A 14,250-nucleotide genomic window follows, 5' to 3' on the forward strand; every position below is an offset into this window, starting at 1 on the left:
CGCAGGCTACTTCTTGAGCCGCAGCTTCAACACCTTGGCGCTCTTTTTCAGGTACTTCCGCTGCGCAGCATCCGATGCTGTGCCTTCCACGGCATAAAGCACCCCGTAGGTGAACGCCGCGCTCCCCGCACCGGCTGCCGAGCCAAGATCCAGCAACTCGCGGCGCGCCATCACGCTGTCCTGGCGGGTCCCAAGGATCGACTGCACGTTGTGCGCAGCCTTGCCAAGCTTCGCAGCGCGCTTGCCATGGACGCTTTCCGCAGCAGCTGCCGCGAAACGCATCTTTTTCGCCGCCTTCCGCACGTTGTGGAAGGCTTCGTCGCGTGAATGCCCGACGGCGGCCGCCACCGCCGCGTCGTGGCGTTTGTGGAGCCGTTTGACCGCTTTGTTGACGAGCTTCGCGGTGGCTTTCCGGGCTGGCGCCTTGGCTTTTTCGGTCAGGGGTGGTGTGTCGATGAAAGCCTCGAGGTCATCAAGAAGCCGGAAGTAGTGCGGGCTGGTCAACCGCGCTTGAATGGCTGCCTTCGCGGTGTCGGCCCTGACCTCCATACGCTCCTCCAGCTCCGCGTGCAGTGGGCCCAGGACAAGTTCCTCGGGCAGTTCATCCAGGGAAGCGCGGAGATGTTCGTGCAGGACTTCCGTGTCACGGTACCTGCCCAGTGTTTCCGCCAGCGACTTCAATCCCTGTTCGAGTCCGGCAACGGGTTCGGGCTCAAATATCTCACGGTAGCTGTGCAGGACGGAGCGGATCCGCCGCGTGTAGGCCCGCAGCTGGTGAACGGAATCGTCCCGGTGCAATCTGACGTGGGCATCCTGGAGGAGCAGGCCGGCCAGCTGCGTACGCAGATAGCTGAGCACTGGAACGGATGCCTCGGTTTTGGCGGCTTTTTTGTCCTTCTTCTCCTCGGCTTTCCCGGGCGTAGGCCATTGGCCGCCCAAAGCCGTGGCCAACTTGGACGACCGCTTACTGGGAGTCGCGCCGACCGAGGAAAGCTGATGGGTCAGGTCGGCCAGCAGAGCATCACCTTTGCCGTCGGAGGCTGCCAGTTCCACCTCCCACTCCCGCCATTGCAGCTCGTGGGCCTCCCCCAAGGTCACGTTGGCGCGGACATGGTCATCCACAAAGTCAGCCACACGTTCTCCGTGGCCTCCATACAAGGCGTAGCTCGTGCGCTCCGTGTGCAAGGTTGCCACCACCGAGACTGCGTTGGCCCGCGTGTAGGCGAGCACCCGGTCCATGAGTTCCGTCGGCACAACATCCTCGCTGCCTAAGGGAGCATGGATTTCCGTGCGTTTGCCGGGGCCGAGCGGAAGTTTCAGGTGCCAGCCCGCGTCGTGCCCTCCAGTGCGGCGCCGAAGGGTGATTCCGTGTCTGGCCAGGGCAAGCTGCCTCGTGTCGAAGTAGGTGGCTTCGAGCGTATGGCTCACTGGTTCGCCGACTCTTCCCACGCCATCGATGGTCTCCAGCGTCGGAAGCGGAGTGGACTCCACGGCGTCGAATTTTTGCTCTGCTTCCACGCTGCTGGACGTTGCCATGGCCCTCATAACTCCCTCGTTGCGGCTTGCTCCAAGTATGCCGCGAGGGCCGGCCCGTTGAAATGGCCGGCCCTCGCTTGGGGCTGAAACTTACAGAAGGGCTCCGCCTGTGTCATCCACATCGCCCCCGGACACCGTTCCGCGCCAGGCACCGGTTTCATGTCCTTGTGCCTCAATGAATTTCTTGAATTTGTCCAGGTCGGCACCAACCCGGAGCTCGTCCACGCCGAGCGCCGATCCTGCCTTTTCGGCAAGACCTTCCGGCTCCCAGTCGATGGCCACGTTGACGCGGGTCCGGCCATCCTCCAGTGGCACAAAGCTCACCGTTCCCGAGTTGCGTGGGCCGTCAACGCTGGCCCAGCTCACCAAGGCGTCCGGGACTTGCTCAATGATCTGGGCGTTGTATTCCCGCTTGACCCCGCCCACGTTCGTGGAAAAGTGCAGGGCAGTGTCATCGATCTGCTCCACAGCCTCCACGCCGTTCATGAATTGCGGGAAGGACTCGAACTGCGTCCATTGGTTGTAGGCCACAGACACGGGCACATCTACGTCAATTGACTTGTTAACCGTTGCCATGGGTTTTGCTCCTTCGATCTTGTCTCTGTTTCCAGATTCGTGATTCCCGGCGGCGCACCAGCCGGCTGGCTGCTTAACCAGTGGCGCGCCAGTCTAAGCGCGCCAGCCAAAGCTATTTAGCCGGCGTCGAAGTTCTCTTCGTCATCGTCGTTGGGCGATTCTTCCTGCGGGAGGTCGTTGCCACTGCCGTCCGGCAGTTCGTCAGCGTCTGCCGGCTGCGACGACTGCTCCGCGTGGGACTGTTCGTCGATCCCGCCAAAGCGGCCTGCGCCTGGCTCTCCTGAGCTGTCCGAGTCTTCGGGATCCAGGTGGCTGAGGTTCGGCGCGCCGGCTCCCTCTCCCAGTGCGGCCTCGTCGATGTCTTCCTCGACGCGGGGCTGGGCCTGGCCGCCGCCTGTTTCCTGCTCTGCGGTAGGAGTGCCGTAGCCCCCTACTTCCTCTTCCGGTGTGGCGTCCTGCTTGTCCATGTGACGTGTCCTTTCCGATGCGGCGAACGTGTTAATGGAACACTTCGAACCTATAAGGATGCTTAGTGGCATGTCCATGCCTTTGACGAAATTATCAGTAAACTTAGCATTTAGCCGCCATATGCTTTATCGTGTCAGCCGCGCGTCGTAGGCAGTGAAGCCGGGCCGCAGCCCCACCTCCCCTGGCCCCATCACGGCGATGTCTTCCCAGAGCACCAGGAATGAACCCCTATGCCACCACCGGAACAGCTGGGCCAACGGCCATGGCTGGGTGAGGCCCTGCCGCTCATAGCCAAGGAACGACGCCGCCGTCCGCGGGCTCACCACAATGCCCACCAGCCTGGCTGGGCTCAAGAGCTGGCCGCCCGCAGCATCCAACACGAAACGGAAGTCCGAGACTTCGCCCAATCGCTGCCCGGTAGCATCCACCACCTCGCTGGCCAGCAGATCGTTAAGGTTCATGGCGGCCTCCAGGAATCCTGGCAATGACGTGGGTTCGCAGCCACCGCTCCACCCACGAGGCATCCATTGAATCTGCGCGCACACCCAATGTCAGTACCGTGTCCACGTCCGCCACCACTTTCCAGGGGATGCGGATCAAACGGCTCGACGGCGGCCTGCCGCCGAAGATGCGCGTTCCCAGGACCGGTCCGGTGAGCAGCGCCGTGATGTGGGGACCGGCCGTTCCTTCGGGGATCTTTTCGTTGGCTTCCGGACCACTCAACTCGATGTCGTCAACAGTGGTGACAGGGACGCCGTCGACGTCCAATACCTGCCTGTCCAGCAAGTGCAGCTGGGCATCGAGCACCAGCCCCGCCAACTGGGGTGCGGCGTGTATTTCCTGTGGCTGGACGCGCTTGTTCTTGCTCATGCTCCGGCTCCTGTGACAATCATCAATGGAATGGCGGCCAAGGATGCCAGCAGGATGATGAACAGGTAGATCACCCCTGCGATGTTCACCGCCCGGCTGTTGACGTGCTTGCCCATGTATTGCGGATCGTTGGCCACGATGAGTATCGGCAGGTAGGTCAGTGGAAGGGCTATTGCCGAAAAGACGACTGAGTATTCGGTGACCAGGATGGGGTCGACGCCCGTCGCCAGCACCGCGACGCCAGCCAACAGCACCACGATCATGGACACGTGGAAACGGGCGGCCTGGGCGGGACTACGGAACTTGCCCCAAGACCAGCCGAAGTACTGCGCCAGGGTATATCCGCTGGAAAGCGTCGTCTCCAAGGCCGCCCCGAACGTTGCCGCAACTATGCCCAGAATCAGCACCGCCAGGGCGAGCTGGCCACCGGCCTGAGCGACGGGAAGCGCCACCTGCGACAACGACGTGACGCTGATGCCGGCAGGCAGAAGAACGACGGCGGCGCACCCGGCGATCGCTATGGACAGAAACCCTCCCAGCGGGAAACCCAGGAGGACATTGATACGCGACTGCGCCAAGTCCTTGATCTTCCAGCGTTCCTCGACTGCTCCCGAGGAGAAGAAGAACACTTCATAGGGCGTCATCGCGGCACCGAACAATGCAATGGCGTAGTACCAGTAGGTTCCGGCACTCTCGCTTTCAGGTACCGCCGGGGGCAAAGCTTGTCCGAGCAGCGAACCCCAGTCGGGTTTCAGCAGGAACAGGGCCACCGCGAACACCACCAAGGACAATCCAACAAGCCCGGTGACGTTTTCCATGATTTTGAACTTGACCCGCCACACCACAAGCCACACGGCCAGCAGGGCGAAAGGAACCCAAAGCAGATAGGCCACGCCACTGGCCAATTGGAGCGCCAGGGCAATGCCGCCGATTTCGGCAGTTACTGTCATGACATTGATAAGGAACGACGCTCCCAGATTGGCCAATCCGGCTCTCGCACCCAGTCGCTCCCGGATTACCTCGAAGGTAGCCCGGCCGGAGACCGCAGCCACCCGGCCGGACATATTGGCGAAGAGGCAGATACCCACAACACCCACCAGCACTACCCAAGCCAGCGACATCCCGAACCGCGAGCCCACCACGGCATTGGTCACAAGGTCCCCGATGTCGACAAAGCCCCCGATCGCAGTCAGGATGCCGAGCGCAACACCGAGGAGCCGTTTCACTGGATGCCGGCCTTGGTCATGAGGTTGTCGAGTTGATCCGTGGCAACGCGGAGTTCACCCTGCACGGTGGAAAGTTCGGCGCGACCCTGCGCATCATCGGAGACTCCGGAGGTCGGGGAGAGAGCATCGCGCGCGTGCAGGAGCGCCCGGGAAACAGAAGAAAACGCGGCCAGGACGTCGTTCCGGAGCATGCTTTCCTCTTGGGTTTGCGCTGAGAGCCGGTGGACGTGATCCGTGGCGGATTCGACGTCGCCCAGCATGTCGTCAGCAGTGGTGGATGCGGCGGCCGCCGTCGTGCTGTCCGCAATCCTGAGGTCCAGCGCAAGGCTGGCCGCGCGCACGGCGGAAGCCACTTCTTTGGCAGGTCCTTCCAAGGAGTCGGCGGCGGGCCTCTGTGAGCAGCCAGCCAGCAGCGCGGCAACGATCAGCAGGAAGGTCAGTGCCACCGTGCGGAACTGCGGGGTGTTTCTCATGACGGCTTCGGTATCTCGCATCCGCCCTGGGGATTCAAACCCGTGTAATTGAGTGGGCCGGCAACAATATTCAAGGCAATCGTGGCCACCTGCGAGCATTGGGCGGGCGGGGCGCTGTAGTATCCCCTCTGGCCGGCGGCTACTGCCCCGATAATGAGCCAAACAACGACGAATAGCCCGAGGATTGAGCCGATTCTCATTTCTACCCCAATCGCTAAGTGACGACGTTCAGCAATTAGTGCCACAGTTTCCAAAAGAAGCGCGGCGGCGGACCGGATATCTCCCGTCCGCCGCCCGCTGATCCGATCAATCCGTTGGATTGGTCTCGGTTGTCAGACCACGGTTGTCCGCGGTCTTTTCATCCTTTTCTTCTGCCGGCCCGGGTGGATTGGCAGATTCGCTGGGACCAGCATCGACGGCGTCATCCTGACTTCCCGACGATGCGTCACCGGCATCTCCCGGACCGCTGGTTTCTGGCACCCCCGGCTCCCTGGGAATGGGATGGCCAGGGGTGGTGGTTCCATCGCGAACCTGGGAAAAACCGGCAACTTCGCTTGGATCAGTTGTCATACGCGAGACCGGCCCCTGCCGACGACCCAACCAATAAGTGCCAGCACGAGCAGGATAATTCCTACCCACAGCAGGAAACTAAGGGCCTGGTTCAGACCGCCTACAAGAAGCAAGATGATCGCGATTACACCTGCGATTATGAGGAGTGTGTTCATTGAGCTACGCATCCCTTTCAATAACTGTTTGTCTATTCAGGAAGGCGTCCGCTGGTACCCCACACCATGTGGAGCGCCACCCATGCCAACGGGCACCGGTTGGAGAAATTCATCTCCATATTTCTTACGTACCCCCGTGGAAAAGGATCCAAACCAATCTTTCCCGCGAGCGGTCCGTACATAGCATCATGATAGGCGTGCATCCTCCTTTGGCGTAGTAGTTCGTCAGGAAACTTACTACCGTTTCGCGGCGCCTGTCCAGCACCCACTCCCCGGCGCGTTGCATCCGGAGTTCGCTCCGGCTCACGGACACGAGAGACCCCCCTCCCGGCGCGTTTTTGTACAGATAACGCGCCTAAAAGGGCCTCTAAAGTGCGTTATCTGTACAAAAACTCCCGCCCGTGGGGCCCGGCGGGGGTTAGGGGCGGGGGCGCATCAGCGGCGGGTTCAGCACCGCACGGGCGGGGTGGCCCGCCGTCGGACGCGATTCGGGAGCGAGCCTGAACAGCGCGGCCGGGCGGCCGGCGTCGCCCGCTGTCATGCGGCCGGTGTCCTCCAGGAAACCGGGCGTCCCGGTCGCTTTTCGGTGGAAGTTGCGCGGATCGAGGCGCGTGCCCCATACGGCCTCGTAGACGGCGCGGAGCTGGGCAATGGTGAATTCCTCACCGCAAAATGCCGCGCCCAAGGGTGAGTATTCGAGCTTCGACTTGGCCCGCTCCAGCGCGTCGTCGAGGATTTTTGCGTGATCGAAGGCCAGTTCCAGTTGGCCATTGAGAACCTCCCGGACGGGATACCAAGCCGCCTGCTCGGCGTCGCTGCCGGCCGCAAGCACCGGAAAGTCGGGCGCCAGGAGCAGGTGCGCGACAGTGAGCACATCACCGCGGGGGTCACGCCCCCTGGGCCCATAGCTCCCCAATTGCTCGAGGTGCCCAGGCAAGCGTTCGACGCCGGTCTCCTCCGCCAATTCACGGACCGCCGCCTCCAGCAAGTCCTCGCCCGCGAGGACGAAGCCGCCAGGCAACGCAAGCTTGCCGCGGAAGGGCTCGATGAGGCGCGTGATGAGCAGGACGTGCAGCTCGCCGTCGCGCACGGTAAGGGCGACGACGTCGACAGTCACCGGAAAGCGCTCAGGCGCCGGATGATTTGAAGGCATGAAGCAATCCTAGGGGAGTTATCGTCATGTTGACAATAATGATCGCGTCTACCTAGAGTTTGATTATCGTCAAAGTGACGAGAACTAAACGAAAGAGGCGAAACATCATGGCAACCATCAAGCGCTACCCCTGGATCAGCCACTTCCTCGGCAGCCCCACGGGCTACGTCGTGCACCTGCAGAAGGGTGCGGTCAAGCACCAGGGAGTCGGCCAGGCATTCTTCTTCCGCCCCGCGAACTCAGTGCTCAGCGAAGTCCCAGTGGACGACCAGGAACTGCCCACTCTCTTCCACGCGATCACCCGGGACCACCAGGACGTCAGCGTCCAGGCCAACGTGACCTACCGCTTCATCGACCCCGTTGCGGTCTCCACCCGCCTCGACTTCGGACTTCAAACCGCAGCCAAGGCCCCCGCGACCGGTCGCGAGCAGGTATCCACGATCATCGGCCAGCTGTGCCAAAGCCACGCGATCGACCAGATCGCCACCACCACGCTCGCCGAGGCATTGGAACGCGGAGTCAGCCAGCTCCGTCTCGTCCTGACTGATGCCCTCCGCGCCGACGCAAGGCTGCAATCCACCGGCATCGAGATCCTGGGCGTCCAGGTCCTCGCCGTCCGGCCCGAAGCCGAGGTCGAACGTGCCCTGCAGACCCCTGTCCGCGAGCAGCTCCAAGCCGAAGCGGACCGGGCCGTGTACGAAAGGCGGGCAGTCGCCGTCGAACGTGAACGCACCATCTCCGAGAACGAAATGGCGAGCCAGATCGAACTGGCCGTCCGCAGGGAGAACCTGGTGGCGCAGGAAGGCGCAAACGCCCGCCGCGCCGCCGAGGAGAAGGCAGCTGCCGGGCTGATCGAAGCTCAAGGTTCCGCTGAACGGCAGGGAATCGGCGCCGCTGCGGAGGCCAACCAGATTCGCCTGGTGGGTGAAGCGGCAGCCGCCCGCGAAGCTGCCACCATGGAGGTCTACAGCGGCATGGACCAGACCACCCTCCTGGCCTTGGCCCTCAAGGACGCAGCCGGAAGCCTGCCAAACATCGGGAACCTCACCATCACCCCGGACCTGCTCAGCGGAGCACTCGCCGGGCTGTTCAAGGACACCGCCACCACCGAAACCACCAAGTAAGGTCGCACCATGGCAACACCGCGCATCGTCATCGTCCACCGGCGCACCGAGCTCCAGGAACTGCTGGACCGGCACGCCACCCGGGGCCAGGCGGAGTTCTTCCTCCGCACCCGTGGCCGCAGCCTCCAGGACGTTCAGGACCGGCACGAGCGCCTCACTTCCGCACTCACGGCCGTGCGGGCATCCATTCCGGCGGATTGGCGGCATGCCGAAGTGGAACGTGCGGACCTCAGCCGCTTCCTGCTGACAGACGAAGACATCATCGCCGTCGTGGGGCAGGACGGGCTGGTGGCGAACGTCGCCAAGTATCTGAATGGGCAGCCTGTGATCGGCATCGATCCAGAACCCGGCGCGAACCCGGGCGTACTGGTGCGGCACACCCCTGCCGCGGCTGCCGCCCTTCTGGCTTCCGGCGACGTTGGGCGGCTTCGCTGCCAGGCCCTCACCACGGTGACAGCAACGCTCGACGACGGTCAGCAGCTTTCGGCGCTGAACGAAGTTTTCGTCGGGCACGCCTCGCACCAGTCGGCCAAGTACACCCTGACCGCCCCGAGTTTCACCCAGGCAGGCGGACAGACTGAGCGGCAGTCGTCGTCGGGCCTCATCGTTTCCACCGGGACGGGCGCCACGGGATGGTGCGCTTCCATTGCCCTGGAACGCGGCGGTCGGACGCTGCCCGCACCCACCGATCCTCGGCTGGCGTGGTTTGTCCGCGAGGCATGGCCGTCACCGGTCACGGGCGCTTCACTGACCGAAGGTGTGCTGGAAGCAGGCGAAACGCTGCGGATCACCGTGGCATCGGACCAGCTGGTGGTGTTCGGCGATGGCATGGAGGACGACCGGCTGACGGCTTCGTGGGGGCAGGAGATCACTGTGCAGCTGGGGCAAAGGCCGCTGCGGCTGGTTGTTTAGTACACCATGTTGGTGCTGGGCTGTGCGCAACCAGCAATACCCCAATCCGGCAATTGCGGTAAGATGATGAGTGCAATGGGCAGTAGCCCTGCGAAGTGGGTCTGGCAGTCTTCCGGATGGTATGACGAGCCGGACCTGCGGTATTTAAGGAACGCAAGGGATGATTTCTTCCACCAGCGGGGCTGACCTACGAATCCAATCGCCACCCTTTTGGTGACACCAAGCCGCTGCATCACTCACCCAGAGAAGAGGTTCTTCGTGGGGCCGGGAGTGCATGTAGCGCAACGAACCACCACTCTCGTTTTCCCGAAGGTGCCGCGCAATAATGCGACGGTCTGCCTGCTCCAACGACGCGTCGCTTTCCAACACCAGCCTGGCAGCCACACCCGAAACAAGGTCTTCCATTAGGCGCTCCAGGCACAAAGGCCGGGCAACTTTGTCGGGGAGGCCACGAGCAACATAAAGACGAACCCTCAGCCCAGCTCGAATCGCACCTCTCAGGAAAGCATTCCTTGAACTGTCGCTCTCGCTCTTGAAGTGAACGCTGCGCTGGCCCGCGCGGCGCAAATCCGATATTGCTCGCCTTGCAGACGTGAGGGCCTCCGGGGCTACCACGGTGGCGGCAACAAAATACGCTTTCGACTTGGATTCATCAACAAAAACGTGCGCACCCCGCGGGACCGCCGAATTCGTCCTTCTTCCGGCTTCCGCCAACGGCATCTTCCCCTAAGTCACGCAGCCCCAGCACCTGCTTCTTCATTAATCGCTTATTGAAGAAATCACCATTCAGGTCCACTTAATCCAATCAATGTAGTATACGGTTTGACTCTCTTACCCGGGCCCAGCCCGCCGCGCAATCCCCGATACCAAGGAGCTTCCGTGAGCCACGCCCAGCACGCAACGGAACACGCGCCGCCGTCGGCCAGCCATCCGGGCAGGGCGAGCGTCCAAGCTGCAGTCGCGTTGCTGATCGGAACCCTTGCTGGAGCACTTGGCCTGCTCCCCTGGTGGATTACTGGCGCGAAGCTGCCGCTGCAGAACCTCTGGGCTTCCCCGGTGATGCCGGATCAGATGCCGCTGGCGCTGCTGCCGTTGAGTCAGTATGAGATCCTCACCCTGGTCGCGCTCCTGACCACCGGCGGCGCCCTCGCTGGCTTGGCGGTACGGCTCTGGAATCCGGCCCGCCGGGCCATTGCGATGTGGTGCGCGGTTGTCGGCGTCTTAATGGTCCAGGTGGTGGCAACAGCGCAGTCCTTTACAGTGCTCAACGACGGTCTCGCCGGCGGGAAGCTGACGGACTTCTACTACTTCGGCCTGCTTGCCTGCGTCACCCTCTCGATTGCTGCCAGTATCGTGGCGCAGCTCCTGATCGGCTCGACGTCTCGTGCTGCTACCGCTCTGGGGGTCGGACTCGTCGCCGTCCCCTTCACATCCTGGGCAGTACAGTGGGTCATCGGCGTTGCGGGGCGAAGCAACATGCCCCTCGAAGTCCCGACAATAGCCCACTGGATCCCCGCTGTCCTGGTGGGTTGCGCACTGGCTTGGTGCGGTCTCAAACCCGCCCGCCGCACTATCGTCTGGGTTCTGGACCTCGCGTTCTTGTGGGTGATCCCGGCCGTTTTCACCGCGGTCCAGTCAGTGTTGGCGACCCGCGCGATCGCCGGGGATGTCACCGAGATGGTCCTCATGGGCCAGCAGGTCCTCACCGCCGCTTTGGGGCCCGACGGCGGTGCCGGCCAAACGCTGTTGCTCGCCGTGGGCATTGGGCTGGCTGGTGCAGGAATTCGCGCAATGACCGGCCGGAAGAACCCAGCGCAGGCTTGAGCCGCCGTCGCTGCTTCAAGAATCAACCTTTGTCCCTCGCAGAACCCCCGGGGTAGGGTGGCCGAACCGTTCGCCACATCATCGTCTGGGAAAATTCTGGGAGAAACCATGACTCATGTGAGACGTCAGCTGGCCGCTGTCACAGCAGCCTTCGCACTGGGCGCTACAAGCCTGGGTATCGCCAATCCGGCTTTCGCTGATCCCCGTCAAACGGAGAAAACAGCGACAGCAACCGGCTACGGCGGGGCCGTGAGCACCGTGGATCCTGAAGCATCCGCAGCCGCCATCGAGGTTTTGAAGAAGGGCGGAAACGCTGCCGATGCCGCCGTTGCTGCGGCGGCGACCCTCGGAGTCACCGAACCCTACAGCGCGGGCATCGGTGGCGGCGGCTACTTCGTTTTCTACAACGCCAAGACCGGCCAAGTCGGTACCATAGACGGCCGGGAAACCGCCCCCGCGGCGATGCCTAACGATGCTTTCATCGACCCAAGCACCGGCAAGCCGTACGACTTCACCCCACAACTGGTGACCAGCGGCGTATCCGTCGGCGTCCCCGGCACGCCTGCCACGTGGGAGCGGGCGCTGGAACGCTGGGGCACCCTGAGTCTGGGAGATGCGCTGAAGCCCGCCATCAAGGTGGCGACCCGAGGTTTCGTGGTGGACGAGACATTCCGCCAACAAACCGAGGATAACCAGGCCCGTTTCAGCAACTTCTCCTCCACCAAGGATCTGTTCCTTCCCGGTGGTGACGCTCCCGCCGTCGGAAGTGTCTTCCAGAACCACGATCTCGCGGCGACCTATCGGCTCCTTGCCGAGGAAGGCACTGCCGCCTTCTACGGCGGGCAGCTTGCTGCCGACATCGTCAATACCGTGCAGGCGCCGCCTAAAGTTGCCAAGCCCACCTTGCCCGTTCCCGTTGGTTTCATGACCGCACAGGACCTGGCGGATTACGTTGCTGTGGATCAGGACCCCACGCACATGAAATACCGCGGCTATGACGTCTACGGCATGGCACCCTCGAGCAGCGGCGGAACCACGGTCGGCGAAGCCTTGAACATCCTTGAACCGTTCAATCTGTCCGAGATGAAGCCGACGGACGCGCTGCACCACTACTTCGAAGCCAGTTCGTTGGCATTCGCCGATCGTGGCGCGTATGTCGGTGATCCCGCGTTTGTGCAGGTTCCAACCAGTGCACTGCTGGACCCTGCCTTCGGCAAGGAACGCTCCTGCTTGATCGATCCGGCGAAGGCAGCCAAGAAGCCGGTCGCCCCGGGCGACGTCACGGATTACGACGGCGCGTGCCCCACTTCGGCGGCACCGCACGCCAAGGAGTCCGATACCGAGAACATTTCAACCACCAATCTGACGGTTGCGGACAAGTGGGGCAACGTGGTGGAGTACACGCTGACCATCGAGCAGACGGGCGGCTCCGGAATCGTTGTTCCCGGCCGTGGGTTCCTCCTGAACAACGAGCTGACCGACTTCAGCACCGTTTACGACGCCGCTGATCCGAACCGTATTCAGCCAGGGAAGCGGCCGCGGTCTTCCATGTCGCCCACCATCATCCTGGACGAAGGCAAGCCGTTCCTTGCTCTGGGTTCGCCGGGCGGTTCCACCATCATCACGACTGTCCTGCAAACCATCATCAACCGGGTTGACCTGGGCATGACCGTCTCCGAGGCCATCGCGGCACCCCGTGCAGCGCCGAGGAACGGCACCACAGTCAGCTCGGAGCCGGCGTTCATTGATGCCTACGGCCCGGCGCTGAAGGCGAAGGGTCACAACCTGATGCCGGCAGGTGACGCGTTCACTTCCCAAGCCGAGATAGGCGCGGCGACCGCCATCGAATTCGGCGACGGCGGGAAGCTCACCGCGGTTGCCGAGCCGACGCGTCGCGGAGGTGGGTCGGCGATGGTGGTCTCGGACCATGGTCAAGGCCCCGGAAAGGGTCCAAAGCTCAAGTAGCTTCCTACCGTCAAAGCGGACCGCGGCATTGTCAGCCGCGGTCCGCTCTGCGTTCCGATCTGGATCGCCAGTACGCTGTGCAGGCAGCGAGGGCGCAAACGACGCCGGTGATGAGCGACCAAACGGAGTCGTTGGCACCGGAAATGAAGACGTACAGGGAATAGAATCCCAGGACCATGGCCAGGATTAGCCAGCTCATCGATTTGTTGCTCATGGACGATCCTTTACTTCTGTCTGGCCCTGTTGATTCCGGGCACACACCCAAAGGTTGAGCGCTTCAATGCCAGCAGTTTCGGGGTCAACCTTGATGGGCCGACGTTCCAAAACGCTGAGACCCTCAGCGTTGAGTTCTTCTTCGATGAGCTCGGTGCTCACGAAGGCGATATCGCTCGTGTACTCAGACGACCGGTAGGTTCCGTGCTCGTTAAAGCTGATGTGGCTCAGACTCACGTGCCGTGCGCCGTTAAGGGCATCCCGACGTTCAACCGTGACCAGGAAGGAGTCCTGGTCCAACTGCGATATCGTGGCGCCGCTGTTGGTGGATCCTGGCTCGTAGCGGTGATCTGCGTTCAGCACTGTCATCAGGAAAAGGCCATCAGACGCCAAGCACCGGTTAGCAAAGCGGAAGAGCAGTCGCCTGCGGTGGGACTCGAGGAGCGTCGCGTAACTTGATCCGAGGATGACGCAACCATATGTGTCTTCCGGCTGGGACTCTGGCAGGTTCAGCTCCACCGCGGACACTTCCCTCCCCAAGGGATTTAGACTCCGTGTGAAGCGGCCGGAACCGGGCGCCAGCTCAAGGATTGACCCGGAGGTCTGGCGCGCAGCGGCCAGGATCTCGGGAATCTCAGTCGGTTGGTTGGCGATGAGCCGGTCATACAGGCGAAATCCGTGGACGTCCCGCTGGACCACGGGCAGCTCCGTTCCCTCCAAAGTCTGCAGAACGGGATCGGTGTCTCTCTCTGGTGTGGTTGTCATCTGTTGGCACTCCCCCAAAGTGTTGCGCTGGAATGTGTTCGTTGAACCGACCCTACGGGCGGTTTTGGTCACCCCAGCGTGGAATCGGAAAACTAGGTGGTGAATCGGGCCAATTTAGGGGCTTTTTGGCTTCGTCTAGGTGGTGAAAAAGACTTCGTCTAGGTGGCTCAAGCAATTCAGACGGGCAAACCCCCGGCGCCGGTCAAAGACCCGTGTGCCGGGGGTTCGCCGCCAGGATGCCTACGGGGCCTTACCACCAGACGGCTTCCTGTCCTTTCGGGAAAGCCAGATTTCGTTGGCTGCAAAGGGGATTAGTGCGACCAGCGGTATAGCGACGCCTTGCCAAAACGGAACCCATGAGAACACGAGCGGCATGAACGATGCAACGAAAATTGCTGGATGAACGTACCGGTACCATTT

The 14,250-nt window shown here is 62.4% G+C and carries 15 protein-coding genes; 4 read left to right on the forward strand and 11 right to left on the reverse strand.

Features of this window, described 5'->3' with window-relative positions; genetic code table 11:
* Window positions 1-6 precede the first annotated feature (6 nt).
* The 9 genes from ACFVSI_RS05040 to ACFVSI_RS05080 form a co-directional block, all read right to left on the reverse strand.
* Complete coding sequence (locus ACFVSI_RS05040; RefSeq protein ID WP_387820327.1) at window positions 7-1,536, reverse strand: CHAD domain-containing protein; 1,530 nt, start codon at window positions 1,534-1,536, stop codon at window positions 7-9.
* A gap of 90 nt (window positions 1,537-1,626) precedes the next feature.
* A complete protein-coding gene (locus tag ACFVSI_RS05045) occupies window positions 1,627-2,112 on the reverse strand; it encodes an SRPBCC family protein (protein ID WP_387820329.1) in 486 nt (161 codons plus the stop codon).
* A 116-nt stretch (window positions 2,113-2,228) separates the two neighbouring features.
* Window positions 2,229-2,579 (reverse strand): hypothetical protein, encoded by a 351-nt coding sequence (locus ACFVSI_RS05050; protein ID WP_387820331.1) that lies wholly within the window; start codon window positions 2,577-2,579, stop codon window positions 2,229-2,231.
* Window positions 2,580-2,705: 126 nt separating this feature from the next.
* Complete coding sequence (locus tag ACFVSI_RS05055; protein ID WP_387820333.1) at window positions 2,706-3,041, reverse strand: PRC-barrel domain-containing protein; 336 nt, start codon at window positions 3,039-3,041, stop codon at window positions 2,706-2,708.
* Entirely contained in the window at window positions 3,031-3,450 is a 420-nt protein-coding gene (locus tag ACFVSI_RS05060; protein WP_387820334.1) for a hypothetical protein, read from the reverse strand. Before ACFVSI_RS05060 ends, ACFVSI_RS05055 begins: the two co-directional genes overlap by 11 nt.
* Window positions 3,447-4,676: an NRAMP family divalent metal transporter gene (locus ACFVSI_RS05065; protein WP_387820336.1), complete on the reverse strand. Its 1,230-nt coding sequence runs from the start codon at window positions 4,674-4,676 to the stop codon at window positions 3,447-3,449. The genes ACFVSI_RS05060 and ACFVSI_RS05065 overlap by 4 nt, the downstream gene beginning before the upstream one ends.
* Window positions 4,673-5,149, reverse strand: a complete 477-nt coding sequence (locus ACFVSI_RS05070; RefSeq protein ID WP_387820339.1) for a hypothetical protein — start codon at window positions 5,147-5,149, stop codon at window positions 4,673-4,675. The genes ACFVSI_RS05065 and ACFVSI_RS05070 overlap by 4 nt, the downstream gene beginning before the upstream one ends.
* A gap of 306 nt (window positions 5,150-5,455) precedes the next feature.
* Window positions 5,456-5,629 carry a hypothetical protein gene (locus ACFVSI_RS05075; protein ID WP_189020560.1) on the reverse strand — a complete coding sequence of 58 codons (174 nt, stop codon included), beginning with the start codon at window positions 5,627-5,629 and terminating at the stop codon, window positions 5,456-5,458.
* 663 nt (window positions 5,630-6,292) lie between these two features.
* A complete protein-coding gene (locus ACFVSI_RS05080; RefSeq protein WP_387820341.1) occupies window positions 6,293-7,027 on the reverse strand; it encodes an NUDIX domain-containing protein in 735 nt (244 codons plus the stop codon).
* Window positions 7,028-7,134: 107 nt separating this feature from the next.
* Between ACFVSI_RS05080 and ACFVSI_RS05085 the strand changes: the two genes are divergently transcribed.
* The 4 genes from ACFVSI_RS05085 (at window position 7,135) to ggt (ending at window position 12,852) form a co-directional block, all read left to right on the forward strand.
* Window positions 7,135-8,151: an SPFH domain-containing protein gene (locus ACFVSI_RS05085; RefSeq protein ID WP_387820343.1), complete on the forward strand. Its 1,017-nt coding sequence runs from the start codon at window positions 7,135-7,137 to the stop codon at window positions 8,149-8,151.
* Window positions 8,152-8,160: 9 nt separating this feature from the next.
* Window positions 8,161-9,063: a hypothetical protein gene (locus ACFVSI_RS05090; protein ID WP_387820345.1), complete on the forward strand. Its 903-nt coding sequence runs from the start codon at window positions 8,161-8,163 to the stop codon at window positions 9,061-9,063.
* Between the two features lie 879 nt (window positions 9,064-9,942).
* Window positions 9,943-10,887: a hypothetical protein gene (locus ACFVSI_RS05095; protein ID WP_387820347.1), complete on the forward strand. Its 945-nt coding sequence runs from the start codon at window positions 9,943-9,945 to the stop codon at window positions 10,885-10,887.
* Between the two features lie 108 nt (window positions 10,888-10,995).
* Window positions 10,996-12,852, forward strand: coding sequence for a gamma-glutamyltransferase (ggt, locus tag ACFVSI_RS05100; protein ID WP_387820349.1), 1,857 nt, complete (start codon window positions 10,996-10,998; stop codon window positions 12,850-12,852).
* Between the two features lie 31 nt (window positions 12,853-12,883).
* Here the strand turns inward: ggt and ACFVSI_RS05105 are convergent, their stop codons facing one another.
* On the reverse strand, window positions 12,884-13,066 hold the full coding sequence (locus ACFVSI_RS05105; RefSeq protein ID WP_387820351.1) for a hypothetical protein: 183 nt from the start codon (window positions 13,064-13,066) through the stop codon (window positions 12,884-12,886).
* Complete coding sequence (locus ACFVSI_RS05110; RefSeq protein ID WP_387820353.1) at window positions 13,063-13,830, reverse strand: class I SAM-dependent methyltransferase; 768 nt, start codon at window positions 13,828-13,830, stop codon at window positions 13,063-13,065. Before ACFVSI_RS05110 ends, ACFVSI_RS05105 begins: the two co-directional genes overlap by 4 nt.
* Window positions 13,831-14,250: the final 420 nt, after the last annotated feature.

Origin of the sequence: Paenarthrobacter sp. NPDC057981 (assembly GCF_042886835.1) — a bacterium.
Lineage (GTDB): Bacteria > Actinomycetota > Actinomycetes > Actinomycetales > Micrococcaceae > Arthrobacter.

Excerpts from the sequence above, each read along its gene's own strand:
- ACFVSI_RS05040 (WP_387820327.1), bottom strand. The coding sequence starts at position 1,536 with ATGGCAACGTCCAGCAGCGTGGAAGCAGAGCAAAAATTCGACGCCGTG.
- ACFVSI_RS05045 (WP_387820329.1), bottom strand. The coding sequence starts at position 2,112 with ATGGCAACGGTTAACAAGTCAATTGACGTAGATGTGCCCGTGTCTGTG.
- ACFVSI_RS05050 (WP_387820331.1), bottom strand. The coding sequence starts at position 2,579 with ATGGACAAGCAGGACGCCACACCGGAAGAGGAAGTAGGGGGCTACGGC.
- ACFVSI_RS05055 (WP_387820333.1), bottom strand. The coding sequence starts at position 3,041 with ATGAACCTTAACGATCTGCTGGCCAGCGAGGTGGTGGATGCTACCGGG.
- ACFVSI_RS05060 (WP_387820334.1), bottom strand. The coding sequence starts at position 3,450 with ATGAGCAAGAACAAGCGCGTCCAGCCACAGGAAATACACGCCGCACCC.
- ACFVSI_RS05070 (WP_387820339.1), bottom strand. The coding sequence starts at position 5,149 with ATGAGAAACACCCCGCAGTTCCGCACGGTGGCACTGACCTTCCTGCTG.
- ACFVSI_RS05080 (WP_387820341.1), bottom strand. The coding sequence starts at position 7,027 with ATGCCTTCAAATCATCCGGCGCCTGAGCGCTTTCCGGTGACTGTCGAC.
- ACFVSI_RS05085 (WP_387820343.1), top strand. The coding sequence starts at position 7,135 with ATGGCAACCATCAAGCGCTACCCCTGGATCAGCCACTTCCTCGGCAGC.
- ACFVSI_RS05090 (WP_387820345.1), top strand. The coding sequence starts at position 8,161 with ATGGCAACACCGCGCATCGTCATCGTCCACCGGCGCACCGAGCTCCAG.
- ggt (WP_387820349.1), top strand. The coding sequence starts at position 10,996 with ATGACTCATGTGAGACGTCAGCTGGCCGCTGTCACAGCAGCCTTCGCA.
- ACFVSI_RS05105 (WP_387820351.1), bottom strand. The coding sequence starts at position 13,066 with ATGAGCAACAAATCGATGAGCTGGCTAATCCTGGCCATGGTCCTGGGA.
- ACFVSI_RS05110 (WP_387820353.1), bottom strand. The coding sequence starts at position 13,830 with ATGACAACCACACCAGAGAGAGACACCGATCCCGTTCTGCAGACTTTG.